A 24781-nucleotide genomic window follows, 5' to 3' on the forward strand; every position below is an offset into this window, starting at 1 on the left:
AGTCCGGATGGGCGCGTATCCGCAAGTCCGCGGCTAGACTGCCGCGCAACGACGAATAACCAGGATTCGGGAGGAACCGCGTGACCACAGCAGGGCAGAACTTCATTGCCGCGCGCGACGCGCTTCTGGCCGCGCGCACCGACTATGCCGCCGCGCGGGCGACGTTCCGCTGGCCGGAGACGGAGCGCTTCAACTGGGCGCTGGACTATTTCGACACGATCGCCCGCGGCAATGACCGCACGGCGCTGCATGTGGTGCAGGAGGATGGCGGCGACGTCCGCCTGTCCTATGCCCAGCTCTCGGAGCGGTCCTCGCGCCTGGCCAACTGGCTGCGCGGCGAGGGCGTGCAGCGCGGCGACCGCATCCTGCTTATGCTGCCCAATGTGGCCCCGCTCTGGGAAGTAATGCTGGCCGCCATGAAGCTCGGCGCGGTGGTGATCCCGGCCACCACCCTGCTGGAAGGGGAGGAGTTGCGCGACCGGCTGAGCCGCGGCGGGGCCAAGTTCGTGATCGCCACAAAGGAACAGTGCGTCAAGTTCGACGGCATGGGCGAGGGCTTCCACCGGATCGCGATCGGCGGAGCTCCGGACGGCTGGCGGGCGCTGGAAGCCGGCTATGACGCGCCGGCCGAGTTCGCCCCCGATGGGGAGACCCAGGGCGACGACCCGATGTTGCTCTATTTCACTTCCGGCACCACGGCCAAGCCGAAGCTGGTGCTGCATACCCACCGCAGCTATCCGGTCGGGCACCTGTCAACCCTGTACTGGGTCGGGCTGCGGCCGGGCGACGTGCATTGGAACATCAGCTCTCCTGGCTGGGCCAAGCATGCCTGGAGCAACGTCTTCATGCCGCTGAACGCGGAAGCCACGGTTTTCGTCTATAATTTCAGCCGGTTTAACGCACGGGCCGTTCTGGACACGATGGTGCAGCATGGCGTCACCTGCCTGTGCGCGCCGCCCACCGTCTGGCGCATGCTGATCCAGGAGGACCTCAAGGCCTGGCCGGTCAAGCTGCGCGAGGTGGTCGGGGCTGGTGAGCCGCTGAATCCGGAGGTGATCGAGCAGGTGCGGGATGCCTGGGGATTGGATATCCGCGACGGCTACGGCCAGACCGAGACCACGGCCCAGATCGGCAATCCGCCCGGCCAGCCGGTCAAGCCCGGCAGCATGGGACGGCCGCTTCCGGGCTACGATGTCGTGCTGCTGGACGCCGACGGCAATGAGACGGAGGAAGGGGAGATTGCTATGCGCCTCAATCCCCGTCCGGCGGGTCTGATGGCCGGATATCAAGCTGCGGCGGGCGAGCCGGTACAGCCGCCCCAGGGCGAATACTATCGCACGGGCGATGTCGCCAGCCGGGATGCCGACGGCTATCTGACCTATGTCGGGCGAGCCGATGACGTGTTCAAAGCCAGTGACTACCGGATCAGCCCCTTCGAGCTGGAAAGCGCCCTGATCGAGCATGACGCGATTGCGGAAGCTGCCGTCGTCCCCTCGCCCGATCCCGTCCGCCTAGCCGTGCCGAAGGCCTTCCTGGTCCTGGCCGGCGGGTTCACGCCCGACCGGGCCCTGGCGCTGGAGGTGTTCCGGCACATCCGTGCCGCCCTGCCCCCTTACAAGCGCATCCGCCGCATCGAGTTCTCCGACCTGCCGAAGACGATTTCCGGCAAGATCCGGCGCGTGGAACTGCGCAAGGCGGAACTTGCCCGGACCATGCCGGCGGAGCGGCGGCCGCTGGAGTTCTGGGAGGAGGATTTCCCTGAACTGAAAGGCTAGAGGAAGGGCGCAGACCGGCCGATGCGGGCACTCCCGCATCGGCCGGCACCGTACCGTATCAGTACTGCTCCCGGGCAGGCCCTACGCAGGATTATCTAAAATTTGCGAAAAAGTGCAATTGGTGCAATCCTTGGATTGACCGCGGGCACCGGCGGGATGGGACGTCCGAAATCCTGCGTGCCGTTAGCGTTTCGCTAACCGCGGGGCGGTAGCAAAAACTGGCCGCCCTGTCTTTCCGGGCGTTCGGGTGGAGTATGCAGCACGATGGGCAGGTCTCTTCGATGTGCCTTATGAAGTTCCTGGCTGAGCGGAAGGCGTCTCCGACGATGCATCGGTGGACGGTGCTGCCGTGTGATCGGAGCCTGCTGTCATCATGAATCTGGAAATCGCGGGACTCTGCTTCACTTCGGAAGCGGGCGCCGCATCGTCGCACGATGTCTGGCTGGTCGTGCTCTCCTATGTCATCGCGGCACTCGGGTCCTTCACATCCCTCGACATGGCGGAGCGCCTGCGCCATGCCTCCGGACATGCGGCTCGGATATGGCACTTCGGTGCTGCCGTGGTCCTGGGCGGCAGCATCTGGGCGATGCATTTTGTCGGCATGCTGGCCTACTCGACTGAAGTCGAACTTGCCTATGAGCCCGGCCTCACTCTGGCTTCCCTGGCGATTGCGGTCGGGTTCGTCTGGCTGGGGCTCTATCTGGTCAGGGGGCGCCAGCCTGAATTCAGGCGGCTCGCGGTGGCCGGCACCATATTGGGGCTCGGCGTGGCAGCCATGCATTATGCCGGGATGGCGGCGATCCGCCTCTCCGGCAGTGTCGCCTACACGCCCGTTCTATGGACCGTCTCTATCCTGATCGCCATCGCCGCGGCGACGGCTGCGCTCTGGCTCGCCCTCAATGTATGGGCGGCGTGGCAACGCGCCATCGCAGCCCTCGTGATGGCGCTGGCGATCTGCGGGATGCACTATACGGGAATCGCCTCCACAGTGATCAGGTTGGATGCCCTTGACCTGAAGGCGCACGGCCTGTCCAACGGCCCCCTGGCAGTGGCGGTGGGGGCCGGCACGCTGGCTCTCCTTTTCATCGCCCTGATCTCCTCGGTCGCGGACCGCAGGCTTTCGTCCGCGTTGGCGCGCGAAGCTGAGACCCTGCGCGCAAAGAATGCCGAACTGCAGGCCGTGCAGATGCAGCTTGAGGCCACGCAACGCGAAATCATCCGGCGCCTCTGCTCGGCTGGCGAATTCCGCGACGACATCACCGGACAGCATGTCGCCCGCATGGGCATGCTGGCGCATCGGCTTGCCCTGGCCGCGGGTTGCGACCGCGCATATGCCGACCGCCTCCGTGAAGCGGCGCCGCTGCACGATATCGGAAAGATCGGCATACCTGACGGGGTGCTGCACAAGCCGGGGAAGCTCGATCCCGACGAATGGGCCGTGATGCAGACCCATGCGGAGATCGGCGCCCAAATCCTGGGCGGCAGCAATCTGCCGCTGCTGGATCTGGCCGCGGAGATCGCCGCGACCCATCATGAGAAATGGGACGGCACCGGCTACCCTCGAGGGCTGAAGGGTGAGGAAATTCCCCTATCCGGCCGGATCGTGGCGCTGGCGGACGTATTCGATGCGCTGTTGTCGCCCCGGCCCTATAAGGAACCCTGGCCGATGAGCCGGGTGGTGGCCCTGATCCGCGAGCAGTCAGGACGGCATTTCGATCCCCATCTGGTGGAGATCTTCCTGGCCGAACTTGACAGCATGATAACGGTGCGGGGCGCACTCGAAAGCGTGTGACCCATCTTCGTGAATGCGCCTGATGCCGCCCGCAGCCGGAACTGCGGACGGCCCGGGCCGCGTCAGACCGGGTGGCCCGGCGTCGGCTTCTTGTCGCGATCGGCGTTCTGCGGCTTGATCTTGGCGCCCTGCTCGAAAGCCGGCTCATCCTTACGGCCGCCGCCGGCCTGACTGCCTCCGGACGCAGGGCCGGTTGCCTTCTTGTCCTCTCCCATTTTCATCTTCCTTGTTCGGTTGCGACGGAACGCCGGGAGCAACAGAACCGGCGGGGGAGCGTTCCGGGATTTGCTTCCGTCCCAGCCCTATCCGCCAGCCGCGGACCGCAGCCGATGCACCGCCTTCGGCGCGTCGATCCGGCGGTAGATAGCTTCCACGATGCTGTAGATGCCGAAAGCGATCAAGCCCAGCGCCAGCAGGCCCAGCAGCCAGGGCCCGAACGGCTGTGACTGCAAGGTGCGGAGCACATCGCCAAGCCCGCCAACCTCGGAAGCATCCGCATGTAGAGCCGCCGTAATGAAGAAGCCGCCGAGAATGATGAAGACAACGCCCTTGGCCGAAAGACCAGCCCGACCGACCGGGTCGACGATGCGCCGCACCTGCGGATCGGGCGACATGTGCTTGCGGAACCCGGCCTTATAGGCCTTCACGAAATGACCGACGGCGGCACCCAGCACCGCGACACCGACAGCGCCGACCAGCCACTGCCCGAAGGGCTTTTCCAGCAGCCATGCCGTCCAGTCCTGGGCACCGCCGCCGCCGCTTCCGCCGTCGGACCCGGTGACCAGGCCGACGGCAAAAATCGCCAGACTGGTATGGATCACGGCACTGGCCAGAAGACCGCCACGGATGGCGAGCCCCTTGGCGCTGGCGCCATGGTCATCCACGTCGAGTACGGCCTGGACCGCCCGCCATAGCGAATAGCCCAGCAGGCCGAGGGCGATGACCGCCAGCAGAATACGGCCCATAGGCTCATCCAGCAGCGATGATAGCGCGCCCTCGCTGTCGGTCGGGCTACCGCTGCCCCTGGCTGCCTGGATCGCGAAATACCCGATGATCAGATAGACCACACCGCGGGCGGCATAACCCAGCCGCGCCAGCCAACTCACCCGCCGCAAGGGATCGACCATGGCAATCTCCGCTCCGTCAGGATGGTATCCCCCGACCGACGAAAACGGGCGGGAATACTCAAACCGATACGGACCGGTGCTGGTTCCGCCTGATCTGCTCGACCGCCCGCCAGCATGACGCAGCCGGGCCAGCGGCATCGTCATTCCGACTGCAAGTGCTAATAGCTTCAAGATTGCCGTGCGCCGGGACGCTTGCCGAATATCTAACTGGCTTGCCCGTCACTTAAGAGCCCGTTCCCCGGCCCCGCTGGTCAGATCATGGGCAGGCTGCGCGGCTTTGGACCGCGCGGGAAGACGGCGTCGATCCGCGCCAGCTCCGCATCCGACAGGACAAGGCCGCCTGCGGCCGCATTGTCCGCGGCATGTACGGGCTGCCCGGTCTTCGGAATGGCGAAAAGAGATGGACGGCGGGTCAGGGCGGCCAGGGCCACTTGGCGCGAACTGGCGCCATGAGCGTCGGCGATCTCCGCCAGCAGGCGTCCGCCTTCCGTCCGGGGGCCGGGGAACTGGCCGCTGCCGAAGGGGCTGTAGGCGACGACGGCAACATTGTTCGCCTCGCACCAGGGAATGACGGCGTGCTCGATGGCCCGCTCCTCCAGATGATAGAGCACCTGGTTGCAGGCAATCCGCCCCGGCCCGACGATGGCCAGCGCTTCCTCCAGATCGCCCTCGTCGAAATTACTGACGCCCCAGGAGAGTATCTTTCCTTCGCTCTGCAGTTCCTCCAGCGCTTCAATAGTGTCCGCGAGAGGATGTCCGCCGCGCCAGTGCAGCAGATAACAATCCAACCGATCCGTCTTGAGCCGGGCCAGCGAGCGTTCGCAGGCGGCACGCGTCCCGCGCCTCGAAGCGTTCTGCGGAAGCACTTTGGAGACCAGGAAGACCTCATCCCGGCGGCCTGCGATGGCCTCTGCCACCAGCGGCTCCGCCTCGCCGTACATTTCCGCCGTGTCGATGTGGCTCATGCCCAGCTCCAGGCCGTGACGCAGGGCGGCGATTGCGCCGCGCCGATCATCCAGGTCGAGGTTCCAGGTTCCCTGCCCGATGACAGGGACGGAGCGTCCCGTGGAGCCGAAGACATGGTGGCGCATGGTTCCATCCTTCCTGACCGGAGCGGCCGCAACCGGCGTATCGGCGATACCCGACTTCCAGCTGGCGATCGACCCTAAGCAGGCGCGCGGACTGTTGCAATCGGAACAGCGGCCGCACTGCTATCCTATCCGCGCCCGTCCAGAAGGCGCTGCACGGACTGGAGAAGCTGGCGCGGGGCGATCGGCTTGTGAACGAGCATCACGTCGCACATCGCGGCATCCCTCTGGCATTCGGCGCCGATCTCCCCGGTCAGCAGGATGCTGGGAACGGGCCGGCCGATCCGCTCCCGCAGCTTCCGGATCGCCTCCGTCCCGACCTGGTCGTCGCGCAGGCGGTAGTCGGCGATGATGACATCCGGCACCCGCTCCAGCGCCTGCACACGCTCCAGCGCCTGTTCCGTGGAACCGGCGACGACGACATCGAAGCCCCAGTTCTGGAAGGCCGTCCGCAGCCCCATGAGGACGATCACGTCGTCATCGACCAGAACCGCGACGCGCCCCTGTTCGGGCTCCGTAACAGCCGGTTCGGCGGGCTCCGCATGTTCGTCCGCTGCCGCAGCCTGAATTGTGATTGAGAATGCGGTTCCCTTTCCGAGGTCGGACCGCAGTGCGACGGGGTGGTCCAGCAGCTTCGACAGGCGCTGAACGATGGCTAGACCGAGACCCAGCCCCTGCGTCCGGTCCCGTTCCGAATTCCCCACCTGATAGAACTCGTCGAAGATCCGCGCCGAATGTTCCGCCGAGATGCCGATGCCGCTGTCGGCGACCTGGATGGAAACATGGCCGTCCGCAACCTCGCACGACACGCGGACGAATCCTTGTCCGGTATAGCGGATGGCATTCTCGATCAGATTGCGCAGCATGCGCCCGAGCAGCAACCGATCGCTGCGCACGGCAAGGGACTGTGGCGGCTGAACGATCCGGAAGTCCAGCCCCTTGCTGGCTGCCACGGGCGCGTAGGCGTCGTCCAGTTCTTCCAGCAACGGGGCGAGCGGGAAATCGGCGATCTGCGGAACAATGACGCCGGCATCCAATCGCGACACGTCCAGCAGAGAGTTGAGCAGGTCCCTAAGCGCGTCGAGCGCACGTTCCAGGGACATCAGGGCGGTACGCCCACGCTCGTCCGTGACATGGCGGTAGAGGGTCCCCGCGAACAGGAGTGCGGACTGCAGAGGCTGGCGCAGATCGTGGCTCGCCGCGGCGAGGAAGCGTGACTTGGACGTATTGGCCTCATCCGCCCTCATCTTCGCATCGTGCAAAGCCTGCTCAAGTTCCTTCTGGCGGGTCATGTCGATGTTCAGCCCACTGAAATGCACTGGTCTCCCGTCAGCGTCGTAGCGGATTCGGCCGATCGACAGCACCCAGTGCACCGATCCGTCCGGATGCACGACACGGTATTCGAGCCGCGTGTAGGGCAGCTGCTCCGCCTCGGGCATTGTCCGATCCGATATCTGTGCACTCTCGACATCGTCCGGGTGGACTGCCGCAAGCCATGTGGCGTTGATGGCGCGGTGAATCTTCGGGTCGAGCCCCAGGATACGGTAGCTTTCCTCGGACCAACGCCCCTGCCCGGTACGGAGATCCCAGTCGAAGGTGCCGGCCTGGGCTGATTCGAGAGCCAGGCTCAGCCCATCGTTGCTCTCGCGCAACGCCGCTTCCGCTTCCTTGCGCTTGGTCACGTCCAGCACGAAGACCGACATGCCGTCCTTGGAAGGATAGACACGGACCCAGAGCCAGCGGCCGGTGCGCGCCCCCCGGAACTCAGCTTCCACTGGCCGCTGCTTGGCTACAGCTTCACGTGCATCACGGGCAATGGGGCCATTCGCCAATTCGGGGAAAGCTTCCCACAGCGTCAGACCCAGCAGGTCGCGCCCCTGTGCGATCAGCGATTTCGCCTGTTCGCTGAGGAAGGTGAAGCGCCATTCCCGGTCCAACTCGATCACCCCGTCCGCTGTGCTGGCCAGGAGCGCCGCGGTCCGGAGTGCGTGCTGCTGGGCCTGCTGGTGGACCTGCAGGTACCGGCGCACTCCCCAGGCAGACCCGAGTGCCGTCAACAGCAGTAATCCCCCAAAAATCAGCACCGACCAGAAGCTGGCCCGACGGACAGGGCGCATGGCCGCGCCGTGATCGATCCCGACATGCATGTACAGACCCGAAAAGCCTGTCGTGATCGGGGAATAGGCGGTGGTGCGCCGAATGCCGTCCAGCCCCTCCACCTCGACCACGCCGCGCGTCGTTTCCTCAAACAGGCGTTGGAAACGGTCCGGCAGTGGCTGACCGGTCAGTTGTCCCATGTCCGGCACCCGCGCCAGCACAGTCCCCTTCCGGTCCGCCAGGAGAACGGAGGCATTCTCCGGCAGCGGCTTGCGGGCGAGAAATTCCCGCAACCACCCCGTATCCAGAAAAGCAGTGACAACGCCCGCGATATTGCCAGTCCCGTCACGATAGGCAAGCGCCGTGGGGATAGCCGGACGTCCGGTGGTGCGGGACAGCATGAACTGGCCGCTGACGGCCCGCTCGGACGCCAGCGCCTCGCGGAAATAGGGACGGTCCCCGGTCGCAAGACCGACCGCGCCGGCCTCGGTCGAGCACCATACCGTTCCTTCGCTATCGGCCACATTGATGGCGAGATATTGCGGATAGCTGGCCCTGATCCGGGCCATAGACGTCTGGCAGGTCGGTGGGTCCATCCGGCCGACACCCATCTCGCTTATGGCTAGGAGCACGTGATGGACATCGTCGACGATGCGCTGCTGTTCGCCTTCCAGAAGATCCAGCAGCCGGCTCGCCTCCTCACGGATTTCTACCGCCCGCGACTGCCGGAGTTGGAAGACCGTGAAAAGTTGGAACGCCACAAGCGGCAGTCCGACAAGAAGGATCAGGGACATCAGGCGGCCGGCGGGCCAGCGACGATCGACGCGCGACACCCCAAATAGCGCGCCAACCTCCGTGCTATCCCGTTCGTTCATGATTTCGCCACGGAATTTATAAACTTCCCGCCGGCAGGGAAGCACCTGCGCAGCTCAAAGAGTGCTAATCGCTCCGCATTTGAGCATGCACGCCACCGCCATAGAAGTATTACGATCGTATGGGATGAGAACTGCACTTTAGTAGCATCTGTACTTCTGTTCCACCTGGAACCTACGTATGAGGCGTCAGGGGCTCAACAAGGTGGCAGGATGCGGGATGCAGGATCGGACGGGCCTCGCCCTGCTATGTGGAACCGCCTTTCCAGTGGCCCGGATGGTTCACCCAGTTACGCCACATCTGCTATCCGCGAATCCGCATAGGCGGCGGAGACATGCTACCTCCGACATCATGTTCCCGGACTAAACAGCGATACCTCCGAGAAAATATGAGTAAAATTGCGTATTTCATGTCCTCATAAAAATGTCGGGCGATTTGCAAGTCGAGACCGGACGGCCTCACAGCGCATCAGAGCACGACCGAAGTTCTCGAACCGCAGGCGACTTGCCATGGCCCTGTTAACTTCTTCCTCCGGCGCCACAGATGCCGAATGGCCTCGGAAGGGCGTTGCGGCTGAAGCGGACAGCGGAAGTGAAGCGGCGACAGAACCAAATTCTCCTGCGGCACATGTCCGTGCGATGTCTTCATTGCCGGTAGCGCTATCGGGCCTCCGACGTTTCGGTTCCGCACTGACAGGCAGCGTCGCCAATGGGGACGACTTCGCCCAGGCGGCGGCGGAGCGCGCACCGCAGAGGCCGGGACTGATGGACAGCATGCATAGCCTGGGAAGCTGGATGCGCCGTATCATTTCCAATGGCTGGCTGGACAACCGCAAATCGGCGCGCCAGCGTTATGAAGCCGCGACCGGCGGACGTGACGGGCTGATCGGCGGGGATGGCGGAGATGCTATACTCTACCAGTCGCAGCTTTGCGCCACCCGGAAGGCGATGGACAGATTGACGCCGGAACTGCGGGAAGCCTTGATCCTGGTCACCATCGACGGGCTGAGCTACCGCGATGCGGCCGCCCGGCTGGGCGTTCCGGTAGCTTGTCTGAACAGCCGCGTGGCGCGTGCCAGGGCTTTCATTGCCGAACAGATCGGCCTTTTCCAGAACGCCCCGGCCAGACGCCAGCACTGACACGTGCAAGGCTGCGGTCTCCTCGACAGGCTGGTACACATGGAACAGCGGACCCGATGTGGATCGGGGCCGCTGTGCTGTTTCTGCGCGGTCAGTCGTCGTTCCGACATTACCGCCGGAATCGGCCGGGCGGATGATCCTCCGCCCGGCCGATTTCCAGTCGGCTACTTGGCCGGCATCCCGTTGATGTTGCGGGCCATGTCGAAAAGGTTGCCGGTATTGGAAGGGCACTTGTTCGACGGGTACCCGGCCTCACCCGTGGCCTTCAGGATACGCAGCCGGTCCGCAAGCCTGCCGTCCTTCTTGACCGTATTGGGCTTGTGCCCGTCGGGGAGCAGCAGTTCCGGATGGTCGAAGGGCGCTCTTGAACACCGCACCCGCTCATCCGTCAGTGCCTTCATGAAGGCAACCAGATCGGCCTGTTCCCTCTGTGTGAGGCCCAGCGGGGTGATGTCGGGGGCTTTCTCCGGATTGTCGAAGTCGCCGCCGCGATTATAGAACTCCACCACCTGCTCCAACGTGGCCTGACCGCCATTGTGGAAGTAGGGCGGCGTCAGCGCGATGTTCCGCAAGGTCGGCGTCTTGAACGCGCCGTCCACGGCCAGGCGCTCCTTCTTCAGATTGGTCCGGGGGGGCCGTACATCGGGGCCGCAGCCGGCCTCGGCCTGTCCAGGGAACTGCACCTCGAACCCGCAGGGATCGACGATGAAGGAATCCACCTTCGGACGCTGCACCCACTGCCGGGCGAAGGACAGCGGAGAGCCGTACGCATCCATGCCACCGACACCCAGATCTTCCTGAGTGGGCCGGACGCCGATGTTGTAGAAGCCGTTGTCATAAAGGGTCACCTGACCATCGGCATTGAGCATGCGCTCCACCAGCTTGGGCTGGCTACCGGGCTTGTTAAGGGAAGCCGCCTTTGAGAAAACCGCGCCGTCATGGCAGGAGATGCACTTGCCCTTGCCCTCGAAGACTTCCTTGCCGCGCTGCTGCTGGGCGTTCAGTTCCCCGCGATCGAACGGACTGTCATCGGATACCAGCATCGCCTCGTACAGCATCACCGTCAGGCCGAAGAACAGCGGGAAGTTCAGCTCCATCTGGGTATAGCCGTTGGGATCGGGCACCAGCGTGGCCGTGCCGTCGCCGGCATTCACGATCTTGTACCGGCCCGTCGCCGACCAGAAACGCTTGGCAAAGGCCTTCTTGATCATGTCTTCATAGGTGTGCTTGAGGCCCATCTTGGATGGGGCCACGAGTTCGCCGAGCGGGCCGACGCGACCAAGCAGGCTGTCGGTCACGTCCACCGTCTGAAGCTTCAGCGCCGGCTGGGCCAGCAGCTTGCGGCCGATATCGGCGAAAATCCGGCTCGTACAGGACATTTCGAAGTCGCTGAGGAGCGGTCCCACTGCCTGCGACGCCGTGCTGGCATCCTCCAACCGCAGGGCCTGCAGGACCAGGCTGCCATCGGCTTTCTGGACCACCGCACGCGCGGCGGGGTCCTTCTTGATGTCGCGGCGGCCGAAGACCCCGGCGCCGCTGAACAGGTTGTTGGCGCGGCCATCCCAGAAGTTGCGGTGGTAGAACACCGAATTGATGACGGACGGCGAATTGCGGGGCTCAACCTTGCGGACACCGTTCCCGCCGACATTGAAGACGGGATGGGCCGAGACCTTGCACCTGTCCGTGTTGGTCGCCCGAGGCTGCTGCTTGGGCCGCTCCAGCGTGCCGATATAGTCGCCCGCGAAGGTGCCCTGCGAGGCCGCGACGTCGTTGGTGTCGTACAGCACCTTGCTCTTCGCGTTCTTCGGGTTCTGGAGCTTGCGGAATGGAAAGTCCTCCGGCACCAGCGTGATGTTCGGGCCGGCAACCTGGCCTGAGGCAGTCAGCCCGCCTCCACCGCTTCCGCCGAAGGTCGTGTCGCCGGCCGCAAGGCCGGGATTGAGCTGGTTCGTGATGCGTGGGTCGGCGCCGGCGCGGAAATGGCAACTGGCGCAGGCAACCGTGTCACTGCCGACCTGCTGATCCCAGAACAGGGCCTTGCCGGCAGCCTTCGCCCAGTCCTTGTTCCTGATGATGCCGGTCAGCTCAGGCAAAGGCGGAGCCTTTCCCTTCAGGGATTCCAGCGGACGATCCTGGGGTTCGTCTACATCCTGCTCCAGATCGTCCGGATCCGTATCCTCGACGTCCTCAATCTCCTCCGGATCTTCATCGACGTCTCCGACCTCGTCCTCAACCTCCTCATGCTCCGGTTCAGGGCTGTCCGGCACCGACTGAGCGATGCCCGGCGCCGGAAAGGCGAGAGCGATGGCGGCGGAGACGACCAATCCCCTGGCGGCTCTGGGCACACGGCTTGAAAATTGCTTCAACACGGGAGGGCATTCCTGGCTTAGCGCCAAGGCTGAGCGGTGCCGTGGGAATGCATGCCGATCAGGTCCGCCTGCGTCAGTCGCTGACGTTTTACGGACCTTCCGGAAGGCGCAAGGCCTCCGGTTCATCATGTATACCCTCGCCCCTACCCGCCTGAGCGGCAGTTTGGACCATTTGTCGGGATGGTCCGGGGGGCCGGGCATGCAAGTGGGAGTTTGCATCCCGCACCGGCCGGCAGTACAGCACCTTGTTCGCAGGGCGGCCCGGCGCAGAAGCGCCCCTGGCGCTCTGGATGAGGTAACTCGCAGGGATCGAAAAGAACCGCCGGACCGGTTCGTCTTCCTTCTGTCGGGATGGTCTGGTGGGTTCGTGCACTCTTTGACGCCACGCGGGCGTATCGGGCAGGGCCGCGCATGTTCCGCCCAGTGCCGCAGCACCGGGCGAAGCGCCCGCACTACGGCAGAATTGTCCAATCCAGCCAGACAAGCGGTTGCGTGCGGTTACGCGAGATGCGCACCGTCGCCTCGCGCCTGAAAGAGATGCCGCGCAGGCTGGCGCTGGCTCCGATCCGGTAGAGCTGCTGGCGAGATTGCCCATTCCATGTCGCCATCGCAGCCTGTGCGCCCATGGCCTGCCGCAGCTGTTCCGGCGACTTCTGCGGATCGGTCAATGCCCGCCCTGAAAAGATCGTGATCAGGGGCCGCATCGCGCGGTAGACCGCCTCGTCCACGCCGAGCACCTGCTGAAGCTCGCTCACCGAATCAAACGGGGCATCCTTCGCCTGCGCGGCCAGACCCGCTGCGGCATAGTCGGGGTCTTCCGCGCCATTCGGCGTGGTGAAGCTGTCGGTGTCACGGAAATCCACGATCCGGCTGGCAAGAACCGGCACCAGGTCGCTTGGCAGGCCTGCCGCCTGTCCTGCGATCAGCAGGAGGTCGTGCGGCGCGCCGTTCAGGTCAACGAGCCCGTCCACGTCGGCGATGGAGACCATGACCAGGATTCCCGCCACCTCGGTTTCATAGACCGTATCGGGCGGCATCTCCACACGGACCTCCGCGTCGAGGAGTTGAAAGGCGGCTTCCTCGATCGCTCCGTCCACCGCCCCGCGGACCCTGGCTGTCGCCTCCGCCACGTCGATCCTGCCCATGTCCACGCGGGACCGGACCATGATGAGCGTGGCGAAGACGCCGATCGCGACAATCAGCCAGAGTACCGACGGCAGGGCGAAGCCCGGACGTTTCACGAAGCGGCCCCGTCCGGTGTCTCGGCGTGGTCATCCAGCGCCGGCACCGCGGACTCCGGCACCACCTCGATGACTGGAGCGGCCGGCAGCGGCAACCCGCCCGGCGGCTGCATCGAGAGCATCTTCATCCGCAGCTCGTCGGTCATCAGCCGCGCATCCTCATCCGTTGCGATGACCCGCGGCGTGAGAAGCACAAGCAACTCCGTACGGCGGCTGTCGGTCCTTCGAGTGCTGAACAGCGCGCCAATCGCCGGCAGGCTCGACAGGATCGGTACGCCTTCCCTGCTGCGCGACGTGCGGTCCCGGATCAAACCGCCCAGACCGATGGTCTGACCGCTACGGACGGCGACGCTGCTGGCGATGCGCCGTTGCGAGATGGTGGGCGCATCGATCCCGGATGTCAGCGTCACGCCGGCTTCCGACACATTCTGGACGATGTCCAGCATCACCATGCCGCCATCATTGACCCTGGGCACGACTTCGAGCGTCACGCCGGTTTCAATGAACTCGATGGAGTTGACGATTACGCCGTCGGGGTTCTCCAAATTGACAGCCTGCTGAACCGGAATCGGAACGCTGTCGCCCACCTGGAGCGAGGCCATCTGATTGGTCAGCGCCAGCACCTGCGGCGAGGAGATCACCCGCACCTCGGTGATGCTGGACAGCGCGCTGAGCACAGCGCGGGCATCGCCGCCGTTGAAAATTGCCGCGGAGCCCGGCAGGGCGGGAACGATGTTGGTGCCGGCCGTCTGGCTGAGAACCGCCTGGAAGTTGCCGCTCTGGAAGAACCATTGCAGCCCGTAGGCCAGCTCGTCCTCCAGCGTGACTTCGGCGATGGTCGCCTCGATCATGACCTGTAGAGGAATCTGGTCGAGTTGGGTCAGCGCCCGCTCGATGTTCCGGTACTGTTGGCGCGTGGCATAGACGACGACAGCGTTGCGCCCCTCATCGGCGATGATCCGCATGTTTCCGGGCAGCGTGCCGGTCTGCGCCGCGCCGAAGGCGGAGACCGGAGCATCGCCGCCGGCGAACAGATCCGTCCCGGCGGAGGCGAGCGGACCGCCCCCGCCCGCAAGTCCCGTTCCCTCCGCAGTTCCCGTCTGCCCGGCGAGCCCCTCCATTCCGCCGCCAGCCGTCGTGCTGCCGCCAGCCGGTTGGCCGCCAATGCCGGCCCCCCTTCCCCGGCCTGCGAGCCGAAGCCCGAGGTGGAGACGCGCGTCCGCCGCGCCGTGTCGCCCGGTGAAATCTGGCCGTTCTGAGGCGATCCTGCCCCGGACCCGTAGATCTGGCCAAGGGCGCCAGCCAAGTCGGCGGCGCGGACATTCTGTGCCCGGTAGACGAACAGTTCGGGCTGGTCGCCTCCCCCCTCCTGGTCCAGGCGGCGTGTCCATTCCAGCACACGGTCGAGCTGGCCGGCATCCCGCGTTACGATCGCGACGGCCCCGAGCCGCTGCAACGGAACCAGACGCACCGTCCCCTCTTCTCCGACATCGAAGATCTGCGACAGTTCGGCGACGAGAGCATCGGGTGCGGCATAGCGCAGAGGATGCAGAGCGATCGACAGCCCCCTGAGGCGGTCCACATCCATGGACCGGAGCAGTTTGGCAAGCGCCTCCGTGCGGCTGCCCGGCCCGGCGATCAGGAGTGCATTCAGTCTGGGTTCACTCACCAGGCTCGTCCCGCCCTGGGCGAACGGCCCGAGGAGCTGCGCCGCCGTTTCGGCCGAGAGGTTCTGGAGAGGAACGATCTGGACCCCGATTCCGGCGCCCGCATCAAGGCTCACGGGGAAATCCACCGTCCGATCGGACGGAACCACCTGATAGCCGCCCGGGATGGGAACCAGTGCCGCCCCGTGCATCAGCAGCACCTGCTCCACCAGCGGAAGCACCTGATCACGTGGAATCTGTCCCTGCGTCTCCAGTGTGACCGTTCCCTCGATACGGCTGTCCACCGCGTAGTTCAGACCGAGGATGCCGCCGAGCACCGCCCCTGCGAACTCACGCACATCGGTGTTCGGAAAGTTGAGCTGGACGCCATCGGCCGCGCCGTTCCCCACCGGCGGCGCCTCGCCTCCCGACCGTATCCGCAGGCCGCCGCGCTCGATGTAGGTTTCGCGCTGGACCCTGTCGCCAAGGGCGGTTGGTTCCGCCGTTGGGCTGCTGCTTCTTGGCCGGACCTGACCTTCGGACGGCTTTCGGACCAGTAGGCCCGCCATGCGCTCTTCGACGCTGGTCGGGCGCGGCGTACAGCCTGCGGCGGCAAGCATGGCGAGCGCGGCGACAGACGCGACACTTGACTTGAACAAGGTAGGGCTCCCCGCAGAACAAATCGAATGGATTAGTTTTTCTCCTTTTGCGCGTCCTGGACTTCCCCGCACCGTCCTAAGACTTTCGCATAGGAGCTTTACGTTTTGCTTTTTCATAGAATACGAACAGTGAGCGCCGACGTATCGCGCTATAATGTGGTAATGCGACGATGAGCATTGTTCAGTTCGCTTACTTAATCATACCTGGACTGGTCATCGGACATGTGATCGGCGCGTGGGCTCTTACGCAGCAGGATCAATCACTTGGCCGCGTCGGCACTTCCTGCTTCCGGCTCTGCATGGTTGCGGCCGGCGCCCTGATCGGCTTCATTGCCGCCGGTTTCCCGCCCTGGCCAAGCATGGCGGTCGCCGGACTGGGGTGGGCGTTGCTCGCCGTCTCGGCCCTTGATCTGCGAGCGATGGTGATCTCCGACGGGATGGCCCTGCCGGTCGCGGCAGCCGGTCTCGTCATGGCGGCCCTGGACGGCATGGCCGTACTCGCCCTGCATGCGGCTGCGGCTCTCGCCGGGTTCCTGGCCGTCTGGCTGGTCAGCCGCGGCATCAGAATGGCCCGCGGGGTAGAGGCAATCGGCAGCGGTGATGCCGTGCTTCTGGCTGCCGCCGGAGCCTGGGTCGGGCCCGACCTGCTGCCGGTCGTCATGGTCACGTCCGGACTGGTCGGCATGTGCGCCCTCGGCGTGATGGCCGCTGCCAGCGGGGCTTCGCTCCAGACCAGAATTCCCTTCGGCCCGGCCATCGCCTTGGCGGCTTGGCTGGCCTATGTGCTGAAACTGAGTGGTGGCATCTGATGCTGGACGTCATGGACCGGACACTGGCGACGGAGCGGCTGGTCGAACACCTCGCCACCGCCGGTCTTCTCAAGGACGCCGACCTGTCGCGGGCGCGAATGGCGAGCGCCGAGGCGGGCATGCCACTGTTCCACGCCCTGACATCGCTCGGCATCGTGCCGGAGGCGGAACTGGTTGCCGCGATTTCCGCCGTCACGGGCGTGCCTCCGGTGACGCCGGAGGAATGGCCGGCGGAATTGCCCGGCGATGCCAGCCTCCGCTGGCTGGAAAGCGCCAAGGTCCTTCCGCTCCGGATAGAGACCGGACGCATCGTGGTCGCCACGGCCGATCCCACCGACACGGCCGTGCTTGAAGCCTTGTCCCTCTTCTTCGATTGTCCGGTGGAACCGCGGGTGGCCTCCCTGTCGGAGTTGCAGCGGAACATCGCGCGGTTCGCGCAAAGGGTGACCATCACAGCCCAGGCCGCTGCCGGTGACGATGTGAAGCGACTGCGCGATCTGGCAAGCGAGGCACCGGTGGTCCGCTACGTCAGTCGTATGATTCAGGACGCGGTGCAGCGCCGCGCCACCGACATCCATCTGGAAGCGATGGGTCACGGCCCCGCCTTGCGGCTGCGGGTCGACGGCCTATTGGTGGACGGGGAACCGCCGCCGGGCGACTCCCTGGCGCCGGTGGTCTCCCGCCTTAAAATCCTGGCCGGGCTTGACATCGCCGAGCGGCGTCTTCCGCAGGACGGGCGGTTCGATGCGACGGCCAGCGGGCGGACAGTGGATATCCGCGTCTCCACCGTGCCCACCCTGCATGGTGAAAGCGTGGTGCTGCGCGTCCACGACCCCTCCGCGGTGGAGCTGGATCTGGAGAAGCTGGGGTTCACGCCGACCATCCGGGAGGCCTGGCTGGCCGCGGCGACCCGGCCCAATGGCATCCTGTTGGTGACCGCCCCGACCGGGCACGGGAAGACCACGACGCTCTATTCCACCCTGCTGACCATCGAGAACCCGACCCTGAAGGTTTTCACCATCGAGGACCCGATCGAGCGGCAATTGCCGCGCATCAACCAGACGCAGGTAAAGCCCGCCATCGGCCTGACCTTTGCCAGCACCTTCCGTTCCCTGCTGCGGCAGAACCCGGACATCGTGCTGGTGGGCGAGTTGCGCGACCGGGAAACGGCCGTGGTGGCTACGGAAGCTTCGCTGACAGGACACCGGGTGCTCAGCACCCTGCACACCAACGATGCGGCAAGCGCGCTGGCCCGCCTTGGCGCCATGAACATCGATACCTACGTTTTGGCCTCTTCCCTGAACGGCATCCTTGCCCAGCGCCTGATCCGGACCCTGTGCCCCCACTGCGCCAAACCGCATCCTGCCGGAATGTCGCTGCTGGAGAGCCTGAACCTCGCCCACCTGTCCTTGGGTTCCGGCGGGCTGAAAGCGCCGGGCGGCTGCCCGCAATGCGGCGGGAGCGGCTGGAAAGGCCAGACCGCCATCGCCGAGTTCCTTCCCATCTCGCCCGAAATCCGGAAGGCGATGGTCGCCCGCTTGGATGCCGGGCACATCGCAGCCGTAGCCCGCGAGGCCGGCATGGTGAGCATGATGGAGGATGGCATGCGTAAGGCTCTGCAAGGCACCACCACGCCGGAGGAGGTGCTCCGCGTCGTTGCCATCGAGGCCGACGATGCCGCTGTTTGAGTACGAGGTCGTCGAGCAGGACGGACGCCGCGCCGTCGGCATGCTGGCCGGGACAGACAGCCAGGACGTGGCCCGGCGGCTCCAGGCCCGCGGGGGCGTGCCGCTACGTGTATCCGAACGGCAGGTGCCCCGCGCGGGCGGGCGCGGCGCTTCCGCCATCATCGTGGCCCGGCTGTGTCAGGATCTGGCATCGCTGCTGCGGGCGGGCATGCGCATCGACGACGCCCTGATCGCTCTGGCGGAGGCGGCGGATCTCGGCCCGGCTGGCAAGATCCTGCCGACGTTAGCCGCCCGCGTCCGCGCCGGCCAGCGCCTGTCCGAAGCCCTGGCGGAGCGGCCGGACCTGGCGCCCGGCTATCTGGTCGGATTGGTGGCTGCCGGCGAGGAAACGGGCGATCTGGCGGGCGTTCTTGAGGTGGCGGGACGGCTTGCCGGCCGGCAAGCCGAGACGGTGCGCTCGCTAAAGTCCAGCCTCACCTATCCCATCATCCTGCTGACGACCGCCGGGATCAGCATCGGGGTGCTGTTCACGATCGTGATCCCCCAGTTGGAGCCGCTGTTCGCCGGGGCGGAGGGCCGCCTGCCCTGGGTAACGCTGGTCGTCCTGGCGGTGAGCCGCGCGGTCCGCGAATACGGAATGATCGCGCTGATCGTCCTGGCTTTGACCGTCCTTGGGATCAGGCTTGCCATGGGCAGCCCGGCCGGCCGTCGCTGGGTTGACGAGACTCTGCTCCGGCTGCCCATCATCGGGCCGCTGGTGCGGGCGGCACAGGCTTCACAATTCGCCCGCATGATCTCCGGCCTGCTGGCAGGCGGGCTGGTACTGGAGAAGGCGCTGGAGCTGGCGCAAGGCGGCCTCAGCAACAGCGTGATGCGCGATGCCGTGTCGCGGGTTCAGGACGGGGTCGTCCGGGGCGAGCGGATGGGTGACAGTCTGGCGGCCACCGGAGCCTTCCCGAAGGTTGTCTCCGACCTGGCCCGTGTCGGCGAGTCCGGCGGCAGCCTGCCCACCTCCCTAGCCCGCGCGGCCGATATACTGGAGGAACGGTCGGAGAGCGGGACCAAACGGTTGCTCGCGATCCTTGGGCCGGCGGTAACGCTGCTGCTGGGCGGCCTGATCGCGCTGACCGTTGCTTCGGTGGTGCTGGCCATCATGAGCGTCAACACCATCGCCCAATAAGCAAAACAGCGGGACCGCCCCGATATGGGCGGCCCTGCTGGCCGGCGGCTATTTACTTCCGGATCACCACCGGCACATCGACCGTGGCGCCATCGCTGCCGAAGGACACGAAGTCCGGGCGGATCGTTTCGACCGTCCAGCCAGCGATATCGTCACCCTGGCGGACACTCTTCTGCCGACCATCCTCGTCGCTCACCACCACGATAGCGATCCCGCCGGACAAGGCGACGCCCTGCACTCTCGGCACGCCGGGCTGGCCGGTATCGCCCAACGCGATCTCCACGTCCCCCTCTGGCGGGCGGCGTCCGGGGGAAAAGATCGGGCGCTCCGTCATCGTGACGACATGGGGCTCCACGGCGACCACCGGAAGGGGACCTGCCTTCGCGGCGGCAAGCTGCCCGTTCTCCGCGCCGGTGAGCGGGCCGGCCGGAGGCGGCGTCGGCTGCCACGCCAGCGCCGTCCAGGCCAAGGCTGCGCCGGCGACAAGGGCGGAGACGGGAAGGATGTGGCGTTTCATCGTGCGGCCTCCACTGCGACGGCCTCGATCTCGGCCTGGAGGAGAAGGGGGACGATCCCGTCTTCTGCGGCCTGGGCCGAAGTGCCAATGCTGATCTGGGCGATGGACAGGACCGGATCATGTTTGGCGAACGCTGCCAGGAAGTCCGGCAGGTTCGGCTCATCAAGATTAGCACGCAGCCGCGTCCGGACGGTCAGCACATCGCCGTTCTTCTTCGCCGAGAGCGGCTCAAGGCTCAGCACCTGGGCGCCAGCCCCTGCCGCCACGGCCTGGGCCAACGACTGTAATTCCGCCGCGGCCAGAGCCTCGCCTGTCGCCTGGAGGGTACCGGCGACACGGCCGCGCGCCTTCAGGGCGGCCTCGATCTCCGGGGCCCGGGCCGCAGAGGCTTCCAGCCGGTGCTGCCATTCCGCCGCGGCGGCGACCCGGTCCCACCCCTCCTGCCAGCGGAGGACCAGCGGGGCCACCAGCCATTGGCAGAAGCCCGCGACCAGGATGAACAGAATGGACAGGGCCAGAGCCCGCCGGATCGGCGGGGACAGGTCAGCGATTGCCATGGGCCACCTTGCTGGTCTGGGCTTCGATCTGCGCCACCAACCCGAACTGGTCGCCGCCATCGGGAGCGGGAACCACAGGTCCGCGCAGCGCTGTAGCGGCGAAGAGCGGGGAGTCTTCGATGTCCCGCGCTACGACTGCGGCAGAGCCGCCCTCGGCCTGCACTTCAACGCTTCCGGTGGTGAAGCGCAGGCTGGTAACATGGGTGGCGTCCTCCACCACGCGCGTGAGTTCGGCCAGGGCGGCCAGGGCCGTCACGCGGGCGCGGAATTCCTGGACCGTGCTCTGCAGCGCGGCGTCGGCCTGCAGCCTCTCCTCCATCTGGGCGGTGCGACCTGCAGTGACGCGGAGCTGTGCCAACTGCGCCTCCATCTCCTCCGCCAGACGTTCGACCCGCTGGACCGGGACGATCACAGCGATGGCAAGCGCGGCCGCTGCTCCGGCCCAGCCTGCGGCATGCAGGCGCTTGGTCCGGGGGGGAATGGTCGGTCCGGCCGCCAGCGGCAGATCGACTTGCTCGCCATCCAGTTCCGCCTGGAGACTGGCCGCCCGCGCACCAGCGGCCGTGATCGCATCGAGGACCGGCGCGATCACCCGCTTCGGCAGGCAGACCATGTCCACCGTCAGGGTACGCGCCCCGTCCTGCCGCGGAAGCAAGCGGTAACCGATCAGAACGTCGGCAGCACGGAACGGTGTCCGCCGGTCCACCTCGAACGCCAGCGCCGTCTGAAGGGAAGCCTGGACGCTGGCGGGCAGCGAAAGGCGCTGGACCAGAAAAGCGCCCTCCTCCACACGGATCTGAAGGGACGCGTTCCGCAGGAAGGGCGCCATATCCTGCACCGCGATCTGCGACCGCGCCCACTCCGCGCCTGTTACCGCGCGCCCATCCCGACGAAGGGAGATGCGCTCCCGCGTCAGACGCAGTTCCGCGCGTCGTGCGCGGGCAAGCCGCTTGAGCCGGGCCGGCACACAGGCGGCCAGCTCCCCCACCCACCAGGAAAAGCCCTGACGTAACCCATCCAGCGCGCCCTGTGCAGTCAAAGTCTTGTCCATGTCAGCCCCCTGCCCGAAGGCGTGCGGTGATGGTCCAGGGCTCGTCCTCGGGACCGAGACGAAGTTCCACGATGACCGGCAGCTGCGTCGGGGTCTGCCACTCGGACAGCCAAGGCCCCGTCGGCGTTTCACGATAGCGCAACCTCAGCCCGGCCGGGGCTGGTGCAATCAGGTGTGTCTTGGGCTCAACCGCGTTGGTCCGCAACGGGGCCCAACTCATGACGATGCCGTCACGGTCCGGCTTTAGGTTCACCAGATGCGGGCCGGCCTGTCCGAAGCGCGCCGGAAGATCGGTGACGAACGCGATCCGGCCGGCCTCTCCCTGGAACAGCAGGGGCGCATTGTCCCGCCGGCGCGACCGCACCGGCTGCGCCGCGCTGAGCCAGTCCTGAAGCTGGCGCGCCAGGACGAAGCCGTCCCCGCGGTCTCCCGGCGCTTCCGCCGCCTTGCGGACAAGGGCGAGCGCATGCTGTCCGCCCATCCAAATCATCCCGAACAGGGTCAGGGCGATCATGGCTTCCAGCAGCGACAGGCCCGGCCGCCGCTTCATGGCGTCACCTCTTCCAGGATGACCCGGCGGGTCTTGATCTGGACAAAGCGCGCACCCGGTTCAGGGCTTTCCGCGACCTGGACGGTAAGGTCCACCAGTCGGGCCGGAACGCCGCGCGGGCGGGGCCGCGCGCAGCAGATTTCCAACCGCCAGGGGCGGCCGTCCGCGGTTTCGCCGTCCAGAGTGGTGACTGCACGGTCGAATGCCTCGGGCGGAAACTGCCGCTCCACGGTCGCAAGAGCGGCTTCGGCGGCCAGTACCGCCGCCTCCGTCCGGGGGGCCTGCGCCGATACCCGGCTTGCCAGGGAGACGCGCGGCAGAAGAACGCCCAACGAGATGCCCAGGATTGCCAGAGCCACTAGGCTTTCCAGCAGGATGAAACCCGGGCGGCGCGCGGGATGATGCCTATTCCACATCGACGCGACCCGTCACGAAATCGATGGCGATGCGAGACGCCCCATCGCCTTCGCCCAGGGTGAGCCGCCCGCCGGACGATCCGCCATCGGCATCGAACCGGATCAGCGCCGGCCGGCCCGGCGCACAGATGCCGAGGACGTCCAGCGGTCCGCCCGGCAATTCTCCTTTGGCAAGAGCCGGCTCCGTCCACCAGGTGCGCCCGTGCAGGTCGAAGAAGACCTCGACGGGCTGGCGCTGGGCCGTTGCCGTCTGCCGGGCCAGTGTGAGGCCGGAAACGATGGCGCGCGTCGTCATCTGCCGCTGGGCAGCCTCGACCCAGCCCTTCATGTTGGGGATGGCCATGGCCGTCAGGCCCAGGATCGACACTGTGACCAGGGCCTCGAGCAGGCTGAAGCCGGGGCGGTTCATTCCAGTTCCCCTACCAGCTCGTCACGTCGCGCGCTTCACCTTCGCCGCCAGCGGCATTGTCGGCGCCGAGACTGAAGACTTCGACTTCCTGCGTGGCGCCGGGGTAGCGGTACTGGTAGGGGCGACCCCACGGATCGACCAGGTTTTCCGCCTTGCGGATATAGGGACCGTTCCAGCGCACCGCATCCTGAGGCCGCTCCACGAGTGCGCGCAGTCCCTCGGACTGGTTTGGGAAGCTGCCGACATCCAGCCGGTAGAGTTCCAGCGTGGATGCCAGATTCTGGACCTGGAGGCTGGCCGCATCGGATTTCGCTCCACCCAGCATCTTGCCCAGCGTGGGCGAGGTCACGGCGTAGATCAGGCCAAGGATGACCAGACAGACCAGAGCTTCCAACAGCGTGAAGCCCGGACGGCCTTTCGCCTGCTTCTGGTTCCGACGGTTCATTGTCTCCTCCTCCGGGGAGCGTCGCGGCAGCGCGCCTCCCCCGCATTGCTCGTTGGCAGCGCCATGGGATGTGAAGATCGGCGACGGATGCGAAAGATGGTGCGGCTGCTTGCCGGACTGGCGTGACCTCGGCAGCGGGAAGGTGATGGCAGACGCTTTCCGATACTGGCGTCCGCGGCGGCGGAGATCGCTGGCCGCCATTCCGGCGATTACTTTAAAATAGCGCGTTTCCATTATGCGACCGCGCACCGAAATGCGCCTCCCGAGAGCCGGTATTCTTCATCATGTCACATGCAGACCAGACGAAGCCCGACGATATCGGACATGTGACTTGGCTCATTCAGCCCTCCACATATCCACCTCGGCAGACGCCTGCCCTGCTAATGAAGAGACGATCAGCGCCGGTCTTTCTTTTTAAGCGGCCCATGTATCTGGAGAGGTAGCCCGCCCGGCAACCGGGGTGCAGGGGCGCGCCTGGCCTGAACAAGACAGGTTCGGAGATTGCCGCCGTAGGCGGACGGTCAGGAATGCGGGGCACAACGCCACGAGCTGGTGGCTTTGGCTGGAAAGTTCAGCGGGCGGCATATACGCCCGCCCCCCCCTATGCCATGGAAAAATAGAGAGCCGCAGCGATTGCCAGGACAAGGATGATGACCGCGATGGCCAGCGTTCCCGATATCCGCCTGACGGGGCCGCCGCACCGTGGCTGCGGCTCCTGTTCCGGCGGCGCAAGCTCCGTCCTTGTACCCGCTCCATCGGCATGGGCCGCGCGCACGAGCACCGACACGCTGCGGAAGGCCTCAAGCCGCGCCTGTGCTTCCGGATCGCGCTGAAGCTCGGCATCCACGAATGCTCTATCTTCTTCGCTCAGTTCACCGTCTTCGTAGGCCGCCAGCAAGTCGTCGGTAAGTTTTCTCATGCTCGTCCCACCACGCCAAGGTCAGGCGTCTACGAGGAAGTCGAGACCTGTCGCATTTCGGCCGACCAGAGGCAATGCGACGATTTCCCGCGTTAATTCAATGATATCAGGCACCATGAGCCGCGCCGGGGCTGCTGCGACGCGCGGCATTCCGCTGTCAGCCGGAAAGCCGAAGACACTCACGCTGTCGGGTTGACGAGCCGCCCTTCGAAGCAATGGGACCGCCTTTCCATCGTGAACTGCGGAAATCTAATCCCTTCTGCGGCCTGATCAACGATTATATCTGACGTATATTTCAGCGTATTTTGCGAGATTTCCTTTTGCGTGCTCGCCCTCTGCATTCCGGAGGCCGGGTGGTCGTATGCACGGGGCTGTTCGCCGACACCAGTGCCAAGTGGTCGCTTGCAGGTATGGCGTCATCACTTCGAATAAGC

General features: G+C 65.8%; 23 protein-coding genes and 1 pseudogene. 8 read left to right on the top strand and 16 right to left on the bottom strand.

Features of this window, described 5'->3' with window-relative positions; translation table 11 throughout:
- Nucleotides 1-80 precede the first annotated feature (80 nt).
- Together DOL89_RS20000 and DOL89_RS20005 are read left to right on the top strand one after the other, a co-directional pair.
- Nucleotides 81-1775 carry an AMP-binding protein gene (locus DOL89_RS20000; RefSeq protein WP_119681111.1) on the top strand — a complete coding sequence of 565 codons (1695 nt, stop codon included), beginning with the start codon at nt 81-83 and terminating at the stop codon, nt 1773-1775.
- Between the two features lie 373 nt (nt 1776-2148).
- Nucleotides 2149-3567, top strand: a complete 1419-nt coding sequence (locus tag DOL89_RS20005; RefSeq protein ID WP_119681112.1) for an MHYT domain-containing protein — start codon at nt 2149-2151, stop codon at nt 3565-3567.
- A gap of 62 nt (nt 3568-3629) precedes the next feature.
- Here DOL89_RS20005 and DOL89_RS25075 read toward each other — a convergent pair whose 3' ends face one another.
- From DOL89_RS25075 to DOL89_RS20020, 4 genes are all read right to left on the bottom strand, one after another.
- Entirely contained in the window at nt 3630-3782 is a 153-nt protein-coding gene (locus tag DOL89_RS25075) for a hypothetical protein (RefSeq protein ID WP_162937713.1), read from the bottom strand.
- An 87-nt stretch (nt 3783-3869) separates the two neighbouring features.
- On the bottom strand, nt 3870-4694 hold the full coding sequence (locus DOL89_RS20010) for a DUF1206 domain-containing protein (protein WP_119681113.1): 825 nt from the start codon (nt 4692-4694) through the stop codon (nt 3870-3872).
- A gap of 251 nt (nt 4695-4945) precedes the next feature.
- A complete protein-coding gene (locus DOL89_RS20015) occupies nt 4946-5785 on the bottom strand; it encodes an aldo/keto reductase (RefSeq protein WP_119681114.1) in 840 nt (279 codons plus the stop codon).
- Between the two features lie 125 nt (nt 5786-5910).
- Complete coding sequence (locus DOL89_RS20020; RefSeq protein WP_162937714.1) at nt 5911-8475, bottom strand: hybrid sensor histidine kinase/response regulator; 2565 nt, start codon at nt 8473-8475, stop codon at nt 5911-5913.
- A gap of 39 nt (nt 8476-8514) precedes the next feature.
- Here DOL89_RS20020 and DOL89_RS25080 point away from each other — a divergent pair, with 39 nt between their 5' ends.
- The 3 genes and pseudogenes from DOL89_RS25080 to DOL89_RS25085 all read left to right on the top strand — a co-directional run bounded on the left by DOL89_RS25080 (nt 8515) and on the right by DOL89_RS25085 (nt 9891).
- Complete coding sequence (locus DOL89_RS25080) at nt 8515-8721, top strand: hypothetical protein (protein ID WP_162937715.1); 207 nt, start codon at nt 8515-8517, stop codon at nt 8719-8721.
- Nucleotides 8722-9390: 669 nt separating this feature from the next.
- Nucleotides 9391-9537: pseudogene (locus DOL89_RS26070) on the top strand (hypothetical protein); the annotation flags it as partial.
- 9 nt (nt 9538-9546) lie between these two features.
- Nucleotides 9547-9891, top strand: coding sequence for an RNA polymerase sigma factor (locus tag DOL89_RS25085; protein ID WP_162937716.1), 345 nt, complete (start codon nt 9547-9549; stop codon nt 9889-9891).
- A gap of 164 nt (nt 9892-10055) precedes the next feature.
- Here DOL89_RS25085 and DOL89_RS20030 read toward each other — a convergent pair whose 3' ends face one another.
- The 4 genes from DOL89_RS20030 to DOL89_RS26075 all read right to left on the bottom strand — a co-directional run bounded on the left by DOL89_RS20030 (nt 10056) and on the right by DOL89_RS26075 (nt 15806).
- Entirely contained in the window at nt 10056-12260 is a 2205-nt protein-coding gene (locus DOL89_RS20030; protein ID WP_205574713.1) for a cytochrome-c peroxidase, read from the bottom strand.
- 452 nt (nt 12261-12712) lie between these two features.
- Nucleotides 12713-13501: a type II secretion system minor pseudopilin gene (locus DOL89_RS20035; RefSeq protein ID WP_119681117.1), complete on the bottom strand. Its 789-nt coding sequence runs from the start codon at nt 13499-13501 to the stop codon at nt 12713-12715.
- Complete coding sequence (locus DOL89_RS20040; RefSeq protein ID WP_404813503.1) at nt 13498-14466, bottom strand: type II secretion system protein GspD; 969 nt, start codon at nt 14464-14466, stop codon at nt 13498-13500. The genes DOL89_RS20035 and DOL89_RS20040 overlap by 4 nt, the downstream gene beginning before the upstream one ends.
- The gene (locus DOL89_RS26075) at nt 14382-15806 is read right to left on the bottom strand and encodes a secretin N-terminal domain-containing protein (RefSeq protein WP_404813504.1); all 1425 of its coding nucleotides are present in this window, start codon (nt 15804-15806) and stop codon (nt 14382-14384) included. The genes DOL89_RS20040 and DOL89_RS26075 overlap by 85 nt, the downstream gene beginning before the upstream one ends.
- Before the next feature lie 170 nt (nt 15807-15976).
- Here DOL89_RS26075 and DOL89_RS20050 point away from each other — a divergent pair, with 170 nt between their 5' ends.
- The 3 genes from DOL89_RS20050 to DOL89_RS25095 are packed head-to-tail and all read left to right on the top strand — an operon-like array spanning nt 15977 to nt 19483.
- Complete coding sequence (locus DOL89_RS20050; RefSeq protein WP_119681119.1) at nt 15977-16615, top strand: prepilin peptidase; 639 nt, start codon at nt 15977-15979, stop codon at nt 16613-16615.
- Complete coding sequence (locus DOL89_RS20055; RefSeq protein ID WP_119681120.1) at nt 16615-18303, top strand: GspE/PulE family protein; 1689 nt, start codon at nt 16615-16617, stop codon at nt 18301-18303. Before DOL89_RS20050 ends, DOL89_RS20055 begins: the two co-directional genes overlap by 1 nt.
- Nucleotides 18290-19483, top strand: a complete 1194-nt coding sequence (locus DOL89_RS25095; RefSeq protein WP_162937719.1) for a type II secretion system F family protein — start codon at nt 18290-18292, stop codon at nt 19481-19483. Before DOL89_RS20055 ends, DOL89_RS25095 begins: the two co-directional genes overlap by 14 nt.
- Nucleotides 19484-19535: 52 nt before the next feature.
- On the opposite strand, the gene DOL89_RS20070 is transcribed toward DOL89_RS25095, so the two are convergent.
- The 8 genes from DOL89_RS20070 to DOL89_RS20105 all read right to left on the bottom strand — a co-directional run bounded on the left by DOL89_RS20070 (nt 19536) and on the right by DOL89_RS20105 (nt 24347).
- Nucleotides 19536-20000, bottom strand: coding sequence for a hypothetical protein (locus tag DOL89_RS20070; RefSeq protein WP_119681121.1), 465 nt, complete (start codon nt 19998-20000; stop codon nt 19536-19538).
- On the bottom strand, nt 19997-20557 hold the full coding sequence (gene gspM / locus DOL89_RS20075) for a type II secretion system protein GspM (RefSeq protein WP_162937720.1): 561 nt from the start codon (nt 20555-20557) through the stop codon (nt 19997-19999). The genes DOL89_RS20070 and gspM overlap by 4 nt, the downstream gene beginning before the upstream one ends.
- Nucleotides 20544-21608 (bottom strand): PilN domain-containing protein, encoded by a 1065-nt coding sequence (locus DOL89_RS20080; protein ID WP_119681123.1) that lies wholly within the window; start codon nt 21606-21608, stop codon nt 20544-20546. The genes gspM and DOL89_RS20080 overlap by 14 nt, the downstream gene beginning before the upstream one ends.
- A gap of 1 nt (nt 21609) precedes the next feature.
- Complete coding sequence (locus DOL89_RS20085; RefSeq protein ID WP_119681124.1) at nt 21610-22158, bottom strand: hypothetical protein; 549 nt, start codon at nt 22156-22158, stop codon at nt 21610-21612.
- On the bottom strand, nt 22155-22574 hold the full coding sequence (locus tag DOL89_RS20090) for a type II secretion system protein (RefSeq protein WP_119681125.1): 420 nt from the start codon (nt 22572-22574) through the stop codon (nt 22155-22157). Before DOL89_RS20090 ends, DOL89_RS20085 begins: the two co-directional genes overlap by 4 nt.
- Nucleotides 22564-22983 (bottom strand): GspH/FimT family pseudopilin, encoded by a 420-nt coding sequence (locus tag DOL89_RS20095; RefSeq protein ID WP_119681126.1) that lies wholly within the window; start codon nt 22981-22983, stop codon nt 22564-22566. The genes DOL89_RS20090 and DOL89_RS20095 overlap by 11 nt, the downstream gene beginning before the upstream one ends.
- 10 nt (nt 22984-22993) lie before the next feature.
- Entirely contained in the window at nt 22994-23428 is a 435-nt protein-coding gene (gene gspG, locus DOL89_RS20100) for a type II secretion system major pseudopilin GspG (RefSeq protein ID WP_119681382.1), read from the bottom strand.
- Between the two features lie 601 nt (nt 23429-24029).
- The gene (locus tag DOL89_RS20105) at nt 24030-24347 is read right to left on the bottom strand and encodes an anti-sigma factor family protein (protein WP_162937721.1); all 318 of its coding nucleotides are present in this window, start codon (nt 24345-24347) and stop codon (nt 24030-24032) included.
- Nucleotides 24348-24781 lie beyond the last annotated feature (434 nt).

This window comes from Indioceanicola profundi (assembly GCF_003568845.1).
Lineage (GTDB): Bacteria > Pseudomonadota > Alphaproteobacteria > Azospirillales > Azospirillaceae > Indioceanicola > Indioceanicola profundi.